The following is a 14,755-nucleotide window of genomic DNA, read 5'->3' as shown; positions in this document are numbered from 1 at the left end:
TGCCAAGATAAAGAAATGTGTAAATTGGGATTGAAGCGTCAAGAATGATCCTTGGGGATGAACAGCGGGACATTTTGATTATTGGTGGCGGCACCATGGGGCTGGCGATCGCCATCGAATTGGCATTGCGGGGGGCACGACCCACCGTTCTCAGCCGCCAGTTTCGGGAAGCAGCGCTCCATGCCGCAGCGGGAATGTTAGCCCCCCAAGCAGAAGGCTTGCCCGCAGGCGCCATGTGGAATTTGTGTACGGCGAGCCGCAATCTCTATCCCAGCTGGATTGATAAGCTTGAGCAACTGACGGGCATGGATGCGGGCTACTGGCTCTGTGGTATTTTGGCACCCGTGACCGATGAGCGGCAGCGCGATCGCGCCCACCCTATGGAACCCGACAGCCGCTGGCTCGATGCATCTGAACTTGGGAACTATCAACCGGGCTTTGCGGAGAGTGTGCTAGGGGCTTGGTGGTTTCCCCAAGATGGGCAGGTGAATACGCGCAACTTGGCTAAGGTCTTGGTGAGTGCCGCTCGCATTCTAGGAATCGAAGTGATTGAGGGCATTAGTGTCCAGCGGTTTCAGCAAACCCCCGAAGGGGAAATTACAGCCTTGGAGAGCGATCGCGGGCGTTGGTCTGCGGGGATTTACATTCTGGCCACAGGCGCATGGGCACAAAGCCTACTTCCCCTACCCGTCACCCCCCGCAAGGGGCAAATGTTAGCCCTAAAACCGCCGGGGCAACCCCTACTGAACCATGTGATCTTTGGCGATCAACTCTATCTCGTGCCGCGTCGCTCTGGCAAAGTGGTGGTGGGTGCCACCAGTGAGGATGTGGGTTTCCAAGAGGGAACTACGGTTGCTGGCCTGCAAGCACTGCTGAATCGTGCCACCGCCGTTATTCCAGAGTTGGCCAGTTACGAGGTGATTGATACGTGGTGGGGCTATCGTCCAGCCACCCCCGATGATTTACCGATTTTGGGGGAAGGGCCAGCGGCGAATCTTTACTTGGCCACGGGGCATTACCGTAATGGCATTTTACTTGCCCCGATTACAGCGAAGCTGATGGCCAACTTGATTTTGCATCGGACGGGCGATCGCCACCTGAAAGCCTTTTCGTGGCAGCGATTTCAAACTCCGTCGGCAGCCAGTGCCTAGGCCGTCACCAACTCAGGACTAGGACGTTTGCTATGGCGGATGCCCGCGATCGCTGCTGCGTAATCCGGTGCCTTGAAGACCGCTGAACCAGCCACAATGGCATTGGCACCGGCTTCGAGAACTTGCCACGTATTTTCCGCCTTGAGACCGCCATCCACTTCGATCCATGGGTCTAAACCGCGCTCTTCGCACAGCTGCCGTAGCCGCCGAATTTTTGGCAAAACCGCTGGAATAAATTTCTGGCCGCCAAAGCCAGGGTTGACACTCATAATCAGCACGAGATCACAGACATCAAGGACGTACTCAATGAGTTCAAGAGGGCTAGAGGGGTTGAGCACTACCCCCGCCTGTTTACCCAGTTCCCGAATTTGACAGAGGGTGCGATGCAGGTGAGGCGAAGCGTTGTGTTCCGCATGGACAGAGATAATATCCGCCCCCGCTTTGGCAAAATCCGCCACGTATTTTTCTGGCTCAACGATCATTAAGTGCACATCGAGGGGCTTTTGGGTCAAGGGGCGAATTGCCTCAACAACCAATGGCCCAATCGTGATATTGGGAACAAAACGACCATCCATGACGTCGACATGGATCCAGTCGGCTCCCGCCCGATCCACCGCTTGGATTTCTTCACCCAAACGACTGAAGTCCGCAGAGAGAATGGAGGGAGCAATCACGACGGGCTTAGCACTCATGACCGATTCATTCCGTAAATAACGTTACAATTGTTTTTCAGTGTACCGAGCGATCGCCCCCACAGCAACTCTCCACCACCAAGACCACTTTGGCAAGTGCCTATGCATAGCCACTGCAGACCAACGGTACATTTTATAGTAGGCAACAATAGAGTTCGTCTGCACCACCAATATCATCAGCCAAAGGTGAGACACCAAATGTTGAAACAGCGCGCCACGATCATCACCATTGCCATTGGGTTGCTGGCCTCAGGCATGAGCGGCTGTGGCTTTATCGTCACTGAAGTTGAAACAGACGCCACCAATCAACCCGATCAACCGGTGGCGCCACCGGCAGCAGCTGCCCCAGACCTTGAACCCGAACCCCCCAGTGTCACCGCATCTGCGGTTGCGGCATTAATTCCTCCTACCAACCCTAAAACCTATGTTGAGGGACTGGCAAATGTCGGTCGTGCCGATCCCTTCGCCCCGCTGCTTCCCCCCAACAGGAACGAAGCTCCCAAGGGTGAAACACCAAACGGTGCGCCCGCCGCTACGGGTAATGCGGGTAACGGTTCTCCTCAAACAGCTGCTAATGGAACAGGTACTCCCGCTGCCGCCATTCCACCCACCCCATCACCCCTGCCGCCTCCAGTGGATGCCCAAGCGGTGAAGGTTTTTGGTGTGGCTGCCGTAAATGGTCGCCTACAGGCAATTATTCGCTCGCCCAAAGAGAATGTCACCCGTACGGTGCAGGTGGGGGATACGATCGCTGGCAATGTGCTTGTGCGCGCCATTGATGCCTATGACACCACACCCGCAGTTATTTTGGAGCAATTTGGTCAAACGGTGCGCCTTACGGTCGGTCAGCCCACCACTGCGCAAGAGGCAACGCCACCCACTATCTAAGGCTAACTGTGCATACGAGGCAAGGGGTAGGGCGTGCTGAGAATCTCACTCTCAAGGACAGCCAACTGCTGCAATCGCTCTGCCACCACCTCTTGACCAAAGGACTCATAGGCCAAGTACCAATAGGTGCCATAGTGGCGTGCCTCAGAGGTCACAAGGCTGGCAAAAAATTCTGCTAACTCCCGATCTGGGCAATGCTGAGCCAACAGTTGCAACCGCTCATGGCTGCGAGCTTCAATCAACGCGCAAACCAATAGGGTATCGAGAAAGCGATCGGGTTCCTGCGGGCGGACAGCGGCATTCAAGCGAGAGGCGTAGGGGGGTGCACTGAGGGGGGCAAGGGCAATGTGGCGGCGTTCCAGTTGCTGATTGACTTGACGGAAGTGATCGAGTTCCTCTTGGGCAATATCGGTGAGGGCATCTACCAATCGCTTGTGGGAAGGATAGCGAAACATGAGATTGATAGCTACGCCAGCCGCTTTGCGCTCACAGTGGGAGTGATCGAGCAAAATCGTATCCAAGTGAGCGATCGCCTGCACCACCCAATCGGGGCGGGTAGGTTGCACAAGAAACTTAATGCGAACGGGCGTCTCAATCACGGCGGCGCTGAACGGTGAGCACAGAACAGGGGGCATTGTGGAGCACATAATTGCTGACACTGCCGAGGAAAAATTCACTCAAGCCCTTGAGACCCCGCCGCCCCAGCACAATCAAATCACTTTCCCAATCTTTGGCCAGATCACAAATGGCCCGACCCGCATCCCCTAAGGCTTGGGTAAATTCTGTGGGTACGCCCTTTTCAGTGGCAATTTGGGTGAGATTGCGCAGCATATCCAAGCCTTTTTGCTCAAAGTTTTCCCACTGCTCCGCATAGGCACGCATCACTTCCTCGTGGAGTCCCACATAGACCCCGGAGGCCAAGGGGGTAGTAAAGATGGGGTCAGGATAGGATTCATTGGTGGGTGAAAGGACATGAATCAGCATCATGCGGGCTTGGTAGTGCTGTGCCAAATCCAGCGCCGTTTGAAAGACCTGTTCTCCCAGTTCACTGTCGTCAACGGCAACGAGAATTTTTTTGTACATAACGCCCTGCCCTCCAATTTGCCTACCGCCTTTTTCACAGTCATGGAGTCCTGCTCAAGACTGCCCAAACCCATTCCTATTCCTAAAAGCGAATCTCACTCCTGACTCCTCAACTGTTCATCAAAAAATAGAAAAAGGCTCTATCTCTAGCTTAGAGGATTCCCACGGGGCTAAAACCTACATTTTGTAACATAGATTACTTTTGCGCAACAGTAATCGCCATTAGCCCGCCCAAGAGGGGATAGTGTTTCACGTGCTGAAAACCCACGTTTTGAATTAGAGCACAGAGGGTGGCTGGGCTGGGGAAAGCCTGAATACTCGGCCACAAATAGTCATACTCTGCGGCCAAGCCATACTGACAGGCGGTGGGCACCACCCACTGTTGCAAGTACCATTGCTGAAATTGCTGGAGTGCGGGGGTTTGGGGATGGCTAAAGTCAAGAATGGCGACTCGCCCAGCGGGAATCAGCAGCCGAAACATTTCCCTGAGAGCTTGGCGAATATCCACGACATTGCGCAGCCCATAGCCCATGGTGATTCCTTGAAAGGTTTGATCTGCAAAGGGCACAGCCAAAGCATCCCCCTGAAGCCATTCAATTTGCGGGTAATGGCAACTGCGCTGACGGGCGATCGCCAAGGGTGCCGCCGCAAAGTCTAACCCCACCACCCGCCCCTGCCGCCCCACCCGCCGCGCCAGCATACGAGTCAAATCGCCCGTGCCACAGCAGAGATCTAAAGCCGTTGCCCCTGCAGGTAGTTCGAGCCAGTCCACGGCCATCTGTTTCCAGACATGGTGAAGGCCAAAGCTGAGTTGATCATTGAGGCGATCGTAGAGGGGGGCAATGCGCTCAAACAGGGCTTGGATATCGGTCATGGTTTAGCCTTAGCGCTGGCGACGCTGACGCAAATAGTTCGCCTCACGGCGTAATTGCTGAAAGTACTCCGTTTCGGTAATTTCTGCCACCTGCTGCCGCCGTTTTTCGTGATCAATTTCCACCCTTAGCTCTTCGATTTGCTGCTGCATCGCTTGCTCACGCTGTTTGCGCTCAGTAATGTCCTGCACCAATCCTTCATAGTAGAGAATCTTGCCCTCGGCATCCCAGACCGCCCGCATATCCAATTCGACCCAGATGATCTGGCGATCGCGCCGATAGGCCTTGAATTCAAAATGTCCCGTTGTTCCTCCAGTTGCAAAATGATTCAGAATCTCATCACGGGTGCTGGCTTCCACATAGATTTGGTCGCGAATACTGGTGACGCTCTGCACCATTTCTTCAGGAGAGTCAAAGCCAAAAATTCTGGCCATGGCGGCATTGACCCGAATAAACCGATTTTCTGTTGACGCCTGAAAAATCCCCTCAAGGGCATTCTCAAAAATACTGCGGTAGTTTTCCTCAGCAATGCGCAGTGCTTCCTCGGCGCGAATGCGATCGCTAATATCAATACCGACGGCAACCGTATGGGTACCCTGCATGTATTTTTGCAAAGCCACGAGGTAAAATGCGGTTTGACCATTGCGCTTAACGGAGATCACGCGTGAGGCAAATTGATCGGGAGAATCCACAAACTCCTGCATAAAGGCTGCCAACTCTCTATCCTCACGCAAAAAGCCCAAGGGACGACCAATAAACGCCTCTGGTGGCAAATTCAAGGTTTCTGCCAACTTGCGATTCACCCCCTTATAGATGCCCTCGGCATTAATCCACGAGATCGTACCCGGTACAGCATTGAGTACCGCCTCAAACTGTTCATTGGCCTCAAGCAGTTCATCACGAATCTGCTCAAGGGAGTGGTTTTTCTGGGCTAACTCCTCAAAAGAGATCCGCAACTGGCGCATCATGGCATTAAAGGCATTGGCCAGTTCCCCCACCTCATCAAGGGAGTGCACCTGTACCAGTGTCGTCAAATCGCCTGCCTGCACGCGGCGGGTCGAAGTCGCCAAGGATTGAATGGGTTTGACAATGGCATTGGCCGTGAGATAGGCCCAAACACTGGCCAACAACAGGGCACCAAGGGTAATGGCAAAGGCCACCAACCGTTTCTGGGTGGTCATGGTATGAATCCACGCTTGGGACTTCCCCACAAAGGCGATACCAATGGGCGGTGGATGCGGCAAATCGAGCTGCTGGCGAAAGTCCTGCAATGGACTGTAGATCGTTACATAGGGAGAACCCAAAATGTCAGTTGTGCCGAAAAACGTTTTGCCCTGATTGAGCACTTGAGTGGCCACTTCGCGAGCAACGCGGGTACCAAGGGCGCGAGTCTGACCATCGGTGTAAGGTACATTGGTGGCAATCCGCAAATCTTGGGCAAAAATTGTTGCCACCGTATCTACCGTGGACCATTCTGTGGTGGCATCCACAAGATCTGGCATATTGTTGAGTAAAATGCCCGTCAGAATTAGCCCCTGAAATTGGTTGTTTTCATAGAGAGGCTTTGCGGCAAAGGCCAGTAAGCCAATATTGCCGTCCGCAATGGGGTAGGTACCGACAGGGGCTGGCTGTTGCTTGGCGGGTAGAGTTGCAATGGGTTGAGGACGCAATGTGATCTTGGCCTGCTGGGCTAAGCCCAGTTCTTGTAACTGCTCACGACTGAGGAGCACCAGACCGCTAATCATCTGCTGGCGATCGCGAGCCACTTGAAACATCGGTAAGTGAGCAATACTGCTGGCTTGATGTGAGCTGAGACGATAGTAGGAATGGGTTTCGGGGGTCAAGTCGAGGAGTGCCTCTCCCGTTTTAGCCAAGACCATTGTTTGCTGGGCGAGTACCTGACCACTAGCATCGCTCACCAGCATCAGATTCATGGGACGCTCAGTGGGATCCACCTCCTCAAGCAGATCGCGGATAGTGGAGGGATTCATCATACGGGTGAGGGGTTGACCCACGTGCTGCACATACATCCCATTGGCAATCAAGAGGGCTTGAATGCGAGACTCATAGGCCAAGTTATCAATTTCCCACTGCAAATCCTGCAAGCTAGAGCGCAGTTGCTGCTCAAGTTGACGATCGAAGTTATGATTACTGACCTGAATCAGGGCTTCGGTAATAATCACGGCTGGAAAGAGCGCCACAAGAGCCAAGGCCAAGGTAAATTTCCAACGCAGACTTAACCGCTGCCATGCGGTCGAGAATCGTTGAGATAAGGCTCTAGCGGAATTTTTCATCAAGATTGATACCGAGGCTACTGCAACTGCCGCAATTGCTACTTTCCAAGCTTGAGCGTTGCTGGCAGTACATTGATCTTAGACGACCTTAAAAACGGTAACGGAATTCAATAAAGCCTGTGCCCTGACCACTGGTGCTCACCTGTCCGCCAAGGCGAATCTGCTCTGTCACCTGAAACCCAAGGTTAAAGCGCGTCGGATCACTGGGAGCGGTGAGCAACTGCAAGAGGGAAACCGAGGTAAAACTGTTCACTTGAAAACCCAGTTCAGCCCCTAGGGCAAGGGTTGGGGCTTGGCTTTGGGCCTGGCGATCGGGGGGCACGACGGCTGGAAACATCCGAAAGGAAGTGCGGTTACCCGTGGCCTGATCAATCAATGCCTGTAGGTTGTTGAAAAGAGCTGATCCGGCAAGACTGGCCACCGCCGCTTCTCCCCCCACTTGGTTGAGATCCGCAATTGAACCACCGCCCATCAAGGCAAGGAGTTCGGTCGTGCTGCGCGAAGGGGTACTGGATAGCTCAAGCACCGCAGGCAAATTGGTTTGCAATTGACTGGCACGACCATTGATGCGGGCAGTGATCCGAATGGTGTTCAATGTTCCCAGACTGGTGGCTGTGAGGGAACCCGCATCGGAGAGTCGCGTCACGGTGCCGGGGGTATAAACTTCAGTGGCAGTGGCAGCAAGGGTGAGGTTGAGTTCGGGATCTAAGCCATTGGTGGGAGTAAAGAGCACATAGTTATCCGCTCGCCGCTGGAGCAAAAAGAGGGTGGTGAACAGATTCAGTTGCCCGCCTGTGAGGCGAATTTTGCCGTCAGGCTGGAGACTATTGAGACCCCCATTGAGGGTTAAACTGCCAGTGGCCGTTAGGTTGAGAACGGGCGATCGCGTCACCCGCAAGGCATCTGAGATATTAATTACCAAGTTATCAAAAGCTAGGGGTTCAAAGGGACTGTCAGCAGGAGTGGCTAACCCATTGCCATTGACCAAACCATTGATGGCGCCTAAATCCAAACGGCCTTGGCTGAGTTGGACACTGCCCCCCAAATCAGGACTCAGGAGCGTATCCGTAATCACGAGGGTGCCATCTACGGTGCCGCGATAGATATTGCCGGCATTCACTTGCAAGCGTCGCAAGGACGCGGTGAGGGGTGTGGCAGTATCGGGATCATCTGAGGCTAAGGGAGTCTGAATTGGTAACACCCCTGCCATGGTAATTTGCCCTTGGCTAAAGAGACCTTGAATGCCATCCACCCGCAGGCGATCGCGATCGAAGCGCACCCGTGCACTGAGATTAGTCACCGGTTCCTCAAAGGCAGGAGTTTTAATCACCGCATCATCCACACTCAGGACGCCATTCACCATCGGCTCCGCCCACGTTCCCCGCAGTTGGGCTTGGAAAACTCCCCTTCCTTGTTGCCATTGCACCTGATCGGTAAAGAGGTTGATCAACGACAATCCCTCATCCTTGACACTCACATCTAGGGCTAACTGCGGGTCCACCACGGGTCGCGGGTCAAGGGGATAGATCAAGGGAACCGAACCTGTCACCATGAGCGGTTCTGGCGTATCCAAGCGGGCGATCGCCTGAAGGGCAAGACGATTTTGGGCGTAGCGGAATGTGGCATTCGCTGCCTCCAAGGGACGTTGATTCAACCGACCCTCCGCAAGGGTCGCCTCACCGGCGAGAATGGGCTGCTGCCATGAGCCAGTCAACACCGCTTGGGCATTCACCTTACCTTCCACATCCACCCCCGGCGGTAAAAGACTTGCCACAAGACTCACAGGGAATTGCTCTAGCCGCAGTTGGGCATTTTGCTGGTTACCGCCAAGAATGCCATTGACGTTTAATTGCCCACCATTCACAAGCAGATTGAGGGTTGTCAGCACCAGTTGATTTTGGGCAAAGCGACCGCGACTCAGAAACTGATCAACTGCGTAATTTCCCCACTGCCAATTGGCGCCCTTAAGATCAAAGCTGGCCACCAGACCCGACTGCGGGGTTTGACTCAGATTGATTTGGCCATTAAAAGTCCCCTGAAGTTGCTCCAAGGGGGGCAGCAGCTCCGGCCGCCGCACCAAAGCCGCTTGGGCTTGTAGCATCTCAATTTCGGCAAGGCGGCGAATTTGTGTGAGCAGTGAGACTTGCAGACCTTCCCCTGCGGTGGGTGTGCCCAAATCTGCGGCAGTCCCCCGAGCGGTGGGTTGGCCAATCCCGAGGACGATGGCGAGTCCCGTTAAATCCGCTAAATTGCCTTGGGCAATCGTCAACTGCGCCCCCAATTGTTGAGGCTGGAGATCGGCAGTGAATTGATAGCGACTTTCCCCTTTTGTAAAAAGGCCAGATTGAATCGTCAGGCGATCGCGACTCAGACGGAATTGCGCTTGCAGGCGATCGCCCCGCCATGCCCCTAACCCCGGTCGCTCTACGGTAAAACTACCCTGCCCCCTCGTCCAATTTTGCAACTGGAGATTGCCTGAGGCCACTCCTGCGAGAATGGCTTTTTCGGGGAGTTCCGGGAGCCGTAACCGCAGGGATTCCACAGGAAACTGCTGCAGACGCAGATCAAAGCTCTCCCCTTGGCGCTGGCCGATCAGTTGCGCCTGTTGCCGTTGAACCAGCAGTGAGCGGGGTAAGCCATCGGCATCCAAACGAAATGCCAAGCGATCGCCCCCCCCCTGTACATTGAGGGCTGCCCCCTGTTGTTGGCTCAAGGTAACCGTGCCCGTGAGTTGAGGGGCAAAGCGCAAATCATTCACCGCCAATCCTTGGGTGAGCAGTGCCCCCTGAAACTGGAGCCTATCGAGGCGGCCTGTGAGTTGGCCTTGAAAGGACGTGGTACCTGCAAGGGTGAGGGGAACGGGGAGATTCGGTTCCAAGAAAGTGCTTAAGGTACTCAGGGGGAGATTTCTGGCTTGGATGCCCAATTGAATGTCAGTGGGTTGTAAGGCCGCTAAATCAACACCAATAGTGCCTTGGGCGCGGATCGCACCGAGGGTGGCTTCTTGGACTTGCAATTGCTGACCATCCCAGTTCACAACTGCAATCAGCGGATCACCCGTGGGGGTTTGATCCACTTGCAGATTGGCACTAGCTCGAATCGCTGGTAGCGTTAGTTGATCCACCCGTCCTTGGGCGATCGCCTGCCCACTGAGACGACCTTGTAACTCTTGATTCAACTGCCGTAGGGGAATATTCTCAGCCTGAGCCTGCAACTGCCACTGACCGGCGGCGGCTTGCACTTGACCCCGCAGACGCCCCCCTAAAAACTGCATTTGAAACTCCGGAACGAGCAGTTGAGTTTGCGTCAGACGGGCGGTGCCCCGCAGTGGATACTGAGCCGTCGGTAGTTGAAAGGCGGCATTGGCCTGCCAAGCCTCTGGGGTACGCAGATTACCACCAAAGTCCAGTTGTGCAAACCCCTCCCCTAGGGACACGGGCGGAGCCACATCGTAGCGGCGGGCGATCGCCTGCAGATTCACCTGCTGCACTTGTGCTTGGCCACGAAACTCGCCCGTGGGTTCTACCCCAACCGTTGCCTGTACCTCACCGCCATCCACCAACTGGGCGCGAACCTCCATCAGCCTAACCCCTTGCTCAAGGGACGCCATAAACGGCAGCCGTACCTGTTGCAGTTGCAGTTGATCCACTTGGAGCGGCGTTTGGCTGCGCAGTTCACCCATGACTTGGGGATTCTCCAGATCCCCCTGCACGCGAAGGGTGGGAACTTCCACTTGACCCCGCAGGGGAACCGGTGGCGTAATCTGCAAGGCCGTTAAGGTAGGGGCGAGATCAAACCTCGGCACTTGCGCTTCAATGTTCCAGCCGCTTCGGAGACCGACGGTGCCTTGAGCCTGCCAGCGGACATTGGCGATCGCCCCGCGCAAATAGTGCAGCTTTGCCTGATTGCCCTGCAATTGCACATGGGCTTGTAATCCCTTGATGTCTTGGGGCACAAAGGCCGTGCGTAAAGTACCATCCCGCAACCAAATTTGACCCGTGACTTCGGGGGTTTCTGGTAAAGGCAGACGAACCCGTAATTGCCCCTCCAATTGGCCGCCTTGGACACGAATGGTCTCTGGCAGAATCTCATTCCCGAGCCCAAGGGGAATCTTACTGAAGCGCAAATCCAGTTGTCCTGATTCTTGGGGTTGGTTCCAGTCCCCCTGCAATCGCCATTGGCCACCCCCGGCCAGTTGTCCTTCCGCTTGACCTTCGAGGGCAAAATTCTGGCGATCGGGCGTCAGGGTCAATCCGCCATGAATTTGGTACAGCAGGTAGGCAGGACGCCGAAAGGGTTGAACCAGCACAGAGCCATCCCGCACCTTCACCTTGATTTGATTCAGTTGAAAAAAGCTCGGCTCCTCCTCTGGCAGCTGAACTTCTGTGCGCCACCACCGCCCTTGGGCATCCTGAACCACCGTGAGTTGGGGTTGGTGGAGAGTCACATCGAGATCTAGTTTTTGACCTGTCAGAAGCTGCCATGGATTAAAGGCGACTTCAATGCCATTGATTAGCGCGTTGTCCAACTCGGGAGTGCCATCTTCTGACGTGTAGCTGGGAACCGCTGAGGAGCCAAAACGAACAACATTCAGCCCGACGTGCTCAACGTCGCCAATTTCCACTGGCCGATTGAGACGCTGTTGTAGTTGTTGGGCAATTTCAGGAGCCAATTCATAGTGCACAAACCACCACGCCCGCGTTCCACCGAGCACCACCAAGGCAATCATTCTCCATCCCCACTGACGAGACCAAAGGGTAAAGGGGGGTTGTGGTTGCTGCGTCATTCATCCCAACTCCGTCACACCTAGGCAAGACGCTTAACAGCTCAATCCTAATACGCAGAACAAAGGCTCGTCTTTCTAAATTTGATTGCCCAAGCGATGGGTAGGTTCTGGGCAATTCAAGAAACGCTAGGATAAAAGGATGAACGTAAAGAAATGTAACAAAATGAGTGTCTTAGCAGATCGTGTGGTGTTAGTGGTGGGTGCCACAGGTGGCATTGGTCAAGCCGTTGTTGAGCAACTCCAAGAAACGGGTGCCAAGTTGGTCTTAGCGGCTCGCTCGAGCGATCGCCTGCAAGCTTTGGTAGAGCAGCTTCCCTCCTCAGTCACCGTACAAATTCAGCCCTGTGACATCACCCAGCCGGCGCAAGTGAGCGAATTAATGCAAGCCATCCGCAGTGAGCAGGGACGACTCGATGTATTGATCAACGCGGCGGGGGCTGGCCTCCTCAAGCCCTATCAAAAAATTACTGCGGCTGAACTGGATCAGATGTTGGATCTCAACCTTAAGGGTTGCTTTTACACCAGCCAACAGGCTGCCGAACTCATGAAAGAGCAACAACAGGGACACATCTGCACCGTTGTCGGTATCCTCGGTAAACATTCAATGGCGATGGGGTCAGCCTACTGTGCTGCGAAATTTGGAGTCGTGGGCTTCAGCAAGTGTATGGCCGAAGAACTCAAGCGCTATGGTATTCGCTTTAGTCTGTTCTACTTTGGCGGTGTGGATACGCCCTTTTGGGATGCCGTCAGCCTCAAAATCGATCGCCAGAAACTGCTGCGACCGGCCACCGTTGCCCGTCTGATTCGCGCTACCCTAGAAACGGATCCCCATGCGGTTCCCCTTGAGTTGAGCTTGATGCCCGATAGCCACGTCTTCTTCTAAGCAGAAAGCGTAGGCAGCGAAGAAGGATGCAGGAGTAGTTCAGCCGTGGAACGTTTTTCCACCATTTCGGGCGTGATGGTACATTCGCGCAGGTCTTTGCGGGAAGGCAGTTCGTACATCACGTCCAGCATAATCTCTTCAACAATAGCGCGCAGGGCACGGGCACCGGTTTTACGACGGTAGGCCTCTTGGGCGATCGCCTCTACCGCCGCCGGTTCAAAGCGCAACTCCACACTGTCCATGCGCATGAGTTTTTGGTACTGCTTCAGGAGCGCGTTTTGAGGTTGGGTAAGAATTTCTGCCAAGGCGGCCACATCCAACGGCTCTAGCACGGCCACCACGGGAATACGGCCAATGAACTCTGGAATCATGCCGTACTTCACCAGATCGTGGGGTTCCAGTTGCTTGAGAATATCCGCAGAGCGTTTTTCCTTGGGGAGGGGTTCGCCATCGCGGACAAAGCCCATTGCCTTCTTGCCCACCCGCTGCTCAATGGTTTTCTCTAAACCAACAAAGGCGCCCCCACAGATAAAGAGGATATTCGTCGTGTCAATTTGAATGCAGTCTTGGTAGGGATGCTTGCGCCCCCCCTGCGGCGGCACATTGGCGATCGTCCCCTCTAGCATCTTCAGCAGCGCCTGCTGTACCCCTTCCCCGGACACATCACGGGTAATTGAGGGATTTTCACTTTTGCGGGCAATCTTATCAATCTCGTCAATATAGATAATCCCCCGTTGTGCTTCCTCCACATCCATATTGGCGGTTTGCAGCAAGCGCAGCAGGATATTTTCCACATCTTCCCCCACATAGCCGGCTTCCGTGAGGGTAGTGGCATCGGCAACGGCAAAGGGAACATCGAGGAGCTTCGCCAATGTCTGAGCTAAGAGGGTCTTGCCAGAACCCGTCGGGCCAATCAGGAGAATATTGGACTTTTGCAGTTCGACGTTGTCATCGCCCCGCTGATCACCATCCAAAAGACTCAGGCGCTTGTAGTGGTTATAGACCGCAACTGAGAGGATTTTCTTAGCTTCATGCTGGCCAACCACGTGCTTATCAAGAAATTCCTTGATTTGCCGAGGCTTGGGCACTTGGCTGAGGGGCCGACTGCGGGGTGTGCTGCGGGGCGATCGCGACGGTGTGGAGTCTCGACGGGGAGCCGCCGCATTGGGAACGGTGGCCAATTCCTCATCGAGGATTTCATTACACAGTTCTACGCATTCATCACAGATATAGACCCCAGGGCCGGCGATGAGTTTACGCACCTGTTCCTGTGACTTACCACAAAAGGAGCACTTGAGGTGGGTATCATATTTGGCCATAGGGAACCTCTAGGGTTGCACGTAGGGTGTACTTAGTGGCTAGGGAGGGTCTGCCGCGTCACCACCTGATCAATCAGACCGTAGGCCTTGGCCTCTTCAGCGGACATAAAGAAATCCCGCTCCGTATCAGCTTCAATGCGCTCGATGGGTTGCCCCGTGTGCTGTGACAAGAGTTCATTGAGCTTGCGCTTGTGGTAAAGAATTTCCCGCGCTTGGATTTCAATATCCACTGCCTGACCCTGGGCACCTCCGAGGGGCTGGTGAATCATGATCCGTGCATGGGGCAGCGCCATCCGTTTGCCGGGGGTACCGCCAGACAGTAAGAAGGCACCCATACTCGCCGCCAAGCCAAAGCAGAGGGTACACACATCGGGGCGAATGTGCTTCATGGTGTCGTAGATGGCCATGCCGGCTGTAACCGAGCCACCCGGTGAGTTGATGTACAGGTAAATGTCTTTTTCCGGATCCTCGGCATCAAGGAATAGAAGCTGTGCCACGATGGAGTCAGCAACCGCATCATCAATGCCGCGGCGATCGCCCGCACCTCCCCCTAGGAAGATGATCCGCTCCCGCAGGAGTCGCGAGTAGATATCAAAGGCTCGTTCACCCCGCCCCGACTGCTCAACCACCATCGGCACAATATTGGCATGGGTAGGCGGCAGGTTGAGCGCTGGAGAGCGCAGAATGGCACTGAGGGGATGGTCGTAACGCGATTGCAGCATAGTTGCCTAGAATGACGGTTCGTTTGTAATTAATTGTAACTAGCGGTTTGTCCCCGTAGGGATCA

Annotated in this window: 11 protein-coding genes; 3 read left to right on the top strand and 8 right to left on the bottom strand. The window is 54.7% G+C overall.

Translation table 11 applies throughout. The features are described 5' to 3' along the window. The first annotated feature begins 44 nt into the window (after positions 1 to 44). A complete protein-coding gene (thiO, locus tag RHJ02_RS10755) occupies positions 45 to 1,151 on the top strand; it encodes a glycine oxidase ThiO (RefSeq protein WP_310800212.1) in 1,107 nt (368 codons plus the stop codon). Here thiO and rpe read toward each other — a convergent pair. After that, positions 1,148 to 1,843, bottom strand: coding sequence for a ribulose-phosphate 3-epimerase (rpe, locus tag RHJ02_RS10750; RefSeq protein ID WP_302677601.1), 696 nt, complete (start codon positions 1,841 to 1,843; stop codon positions 1,148 to 1,150). The genes thiO and rpe overlap by 4 nt on opposite strands. A gap of 198 nt (positions 1,844 to 2,041) precedes the next feature. Between rpe and RHJ02_RS10745 the strand changes: the two genes are divergently transcribed. Next, entirely contained in the window at positions 2,042 to 2,731 is a 690-nt protein-coding gene (locus tag RHJ02_RS10745) for a hypothetical protein (RefSeq protein ID WP_310800211.1), read from the top strand. A 2-nt stretch (positions 2,732 to 2,733) separates the two neighbouring features. Here the strand turns inward: RHJ02_RS10745 and RHJ02_RS10740 are convergent, their stop codons facing one another. The 5 genes from RHJ02_RS10740 to RHJ02_RS10720 form a co-directional block, all read right to left on the bottom strand. Then, complete coding sequence (locus RHJ02_RS10740; RefSeq protein ID WP_310800210.1) at positions 2,734 to 3,366, bottom strand: tRNA isopentenyl-2-thiomethyl-A-37 hydroxylase MiaE; 633 nt, start codon at positions 3,364 to 3,366, stop codon at positions 2,734 to 2,736. Continuing rightward, the gene (locus RHJ02_RS10735) at positions 3,323 to 3,814 is read right to left on the bottom strand and encodes a universal stress protein (RefSeq protein WP_149819316.1); all 492 of its coding nucleotides are present in this window, start codon (positions 3,812 to 3,814) and stop codon (positions 3,323 to 3,325) included. The genes RHJ02_RS10740 and RHJ02_RS10735 overlap by 44 nt, the downstream gene beginning before the upstream one ends. 196 nt (positions 3,815 to 4,010) lie before the next feature. After that, positions 4,011 to 4,688 carry a bifunctional demethylmenaquinone methyltransferase/2-methoxy-6-polyprenyl-1,4-benzoquinol methylase UbiE gene (gene ubiE / locus RHJ02_RS10730; RefSeq protein ID WP_310800209.1) on the bottom strand — a complete coding sequence of 226 codons (678 nt, stop codon included), beginning with the start codon at positions 4,686 to 4,688 and terminating at the stop codon, positions 4,011 to 4,013. Between the two features lie 9 nt (positions 4,689 to 4,697). Next, positions 4,698 to 6,980, bottom strand: coding sequence for a cache domain-containing protein (locus tag RHJ02_RS10725; RefSeq protein ID WP_310800208.1), 2,283 nt, complete (start codon positions 6,978 to 6,980; stop codon positions 4,698 to 4,700). An 88-nt stretch (positions 6,981 to 7,068) separates the two neighbouring features. Next, positions 7,069 to 11,766: a translocation/assembly module TamB domain-containing protein gene (locus tag RHJ02_RS10720; RefSeq protein ID WP_310800207.1), complete on the bottom strand. Its 4,698-nt coding sequence runs from the start codon at positions 11,764 to 11,766 to the stop codon at positions 7,069 to 7,071. 163 nt (positions 11,767 to 11,929) lie between these two features. Here RHJ02_RS10720 and RHJ02_RS10715 point away from each other — a divergent pair, with 163 nt between their 5' ends. Next, positions 11,930 to 12,649: an SDR family oxidoreductase gene (locus RHJ02_RS10715; protein WP_310743035.1), complete on the top strand. Its 720-nt coding sequence runs from the start codon at positions 11,930 to 11,932 to the stop codon at positions 12,647 to 12,649. Here the strand turns inward: RHJ02_RS10715 and clpX are convergent. Continuing rightward, positions 12,646 to 13,968 (bottom strand): ATP-dependent protease ATP-binding subunit ClpX, encoded by a 1,323-nt coding sequence (clpX, locus tag RHJ02_RS10710; RefSeq protein WP_149819308.1) that lies wholly within the window; start codon positions 13,966 to 13,968, stop codon positions 12,646 to 12,648. The two genes, RHJ02_RS10715 and clpX, sit on opposite strands and share 4 nt — an antisense overlap. Before the next feature lie 32 nt (positions 13,969 to 14,000). Next, the gene (gene clpP / locus RHJ02_RS10705) at positions 14,001 to 14,690 is read right to left on the bottom strand and encodes an ATP-dependent Clp endopeptidase proteolytic subunit ClpP (protein WP_149819305.1); all 690 of its coding nucleotides are present in this window, start codon (positions 14,688 to 14,690) and stop codon (positions 14,001 to 14,003) included. Positions 14,691 to 14,755: the final 65 nt, after the last annotated feature.

Origin of the sequence: Thermosynechococcus sp. TG215 (genome assembly GCF_031583455.1) — a bacterium.
Classification (GTDB): Bacteria; Cyanobacteriota; Cyanobacteriia; order Thermosynechococcales; family Thermosynechococcaceae; genus Thermosynechococcus.
This window is presented reverse-complemented; position numbering and strand designations above follow the sequence as displayed.

Bases quoted from the DNA above. Each gene is read 5' to 3' on its own strand.
- rpe (WP_302677601.1), bottom strand. From the start codon at position 1,843: ATGAGTGCTAAGCCCGTCGTGATTGCTCCCTCCATTCTCTCTGCGGAC.
- ubiE (WP_310800209.1), bottom strand. From the start codon at position 4,688: ATGACCGATATCCAAGCCCTGTTTGAGCGCATTGCCCCCCTCTACGAT.
- RHJ02_RS10740 (WP_310800210.1), bottom strand. From the start codon at position 3,366: ATGCCCCCTGTTCTGTGCTCACCGTTCAGCGCCGCCGTGATTGAGACG.
- RHJ02_RS10725 (WP_310800208.1), bottom strand. From the start codon at position 6,980: ATGAAAAATTCCGCTAGAGCCTTATCTCAACGATTCTCGACCGCATGG.
- RHJ02_RS10735 (WP_149819316.1), bottom strand. From the start codon at position 3,814: ATGTACAAAAAAATTCTCGTTGCCGTTGACGACAGTGAACTGGGAGAA.
- clpP (WP_149819305.1), bottom strand. From the start codon at position 14,690: ATGCTGCAATCGCGTTACGACCATCCCCTCAGTGCCATTCTGCGCTCT.
- clpX (WP_149819308.1), bottom strand. From the start codon at position 13,968: ATGGCCAAATATGATACCCACCTCAAGTGCTCCTTTTGTGGTAAGTCA.
- thiO (WP_310800212.1), top strand. From the start codon at position 45: ATGATCCTTGGGGATGAACAGCGGGACATTTTGATTATTGGTGGCGGC.
- RHJ02_RS10745 (WP_310800211.1), top strand. From the start codon at position 2,042: ATGTTGAAACAGCGCGCCACGATCATCACCATTGCCATTGGGTTGCTG.
- RHJ02_RS10720 (WP_310800207.1), bottom strand. From the start codon at position 11,766: ATGACGCAGCAACCACAACCCCCCTTTACCCTTTGGTCTCGTCAGTGG.
- RHJ02_RS10715 (WP_310743035.1), top strand. From the start codon at position 11,930: ATGAGTGTCTTAGCAGATCGTGTGGTGTTAGTGGTGGGTGCCACAGGT.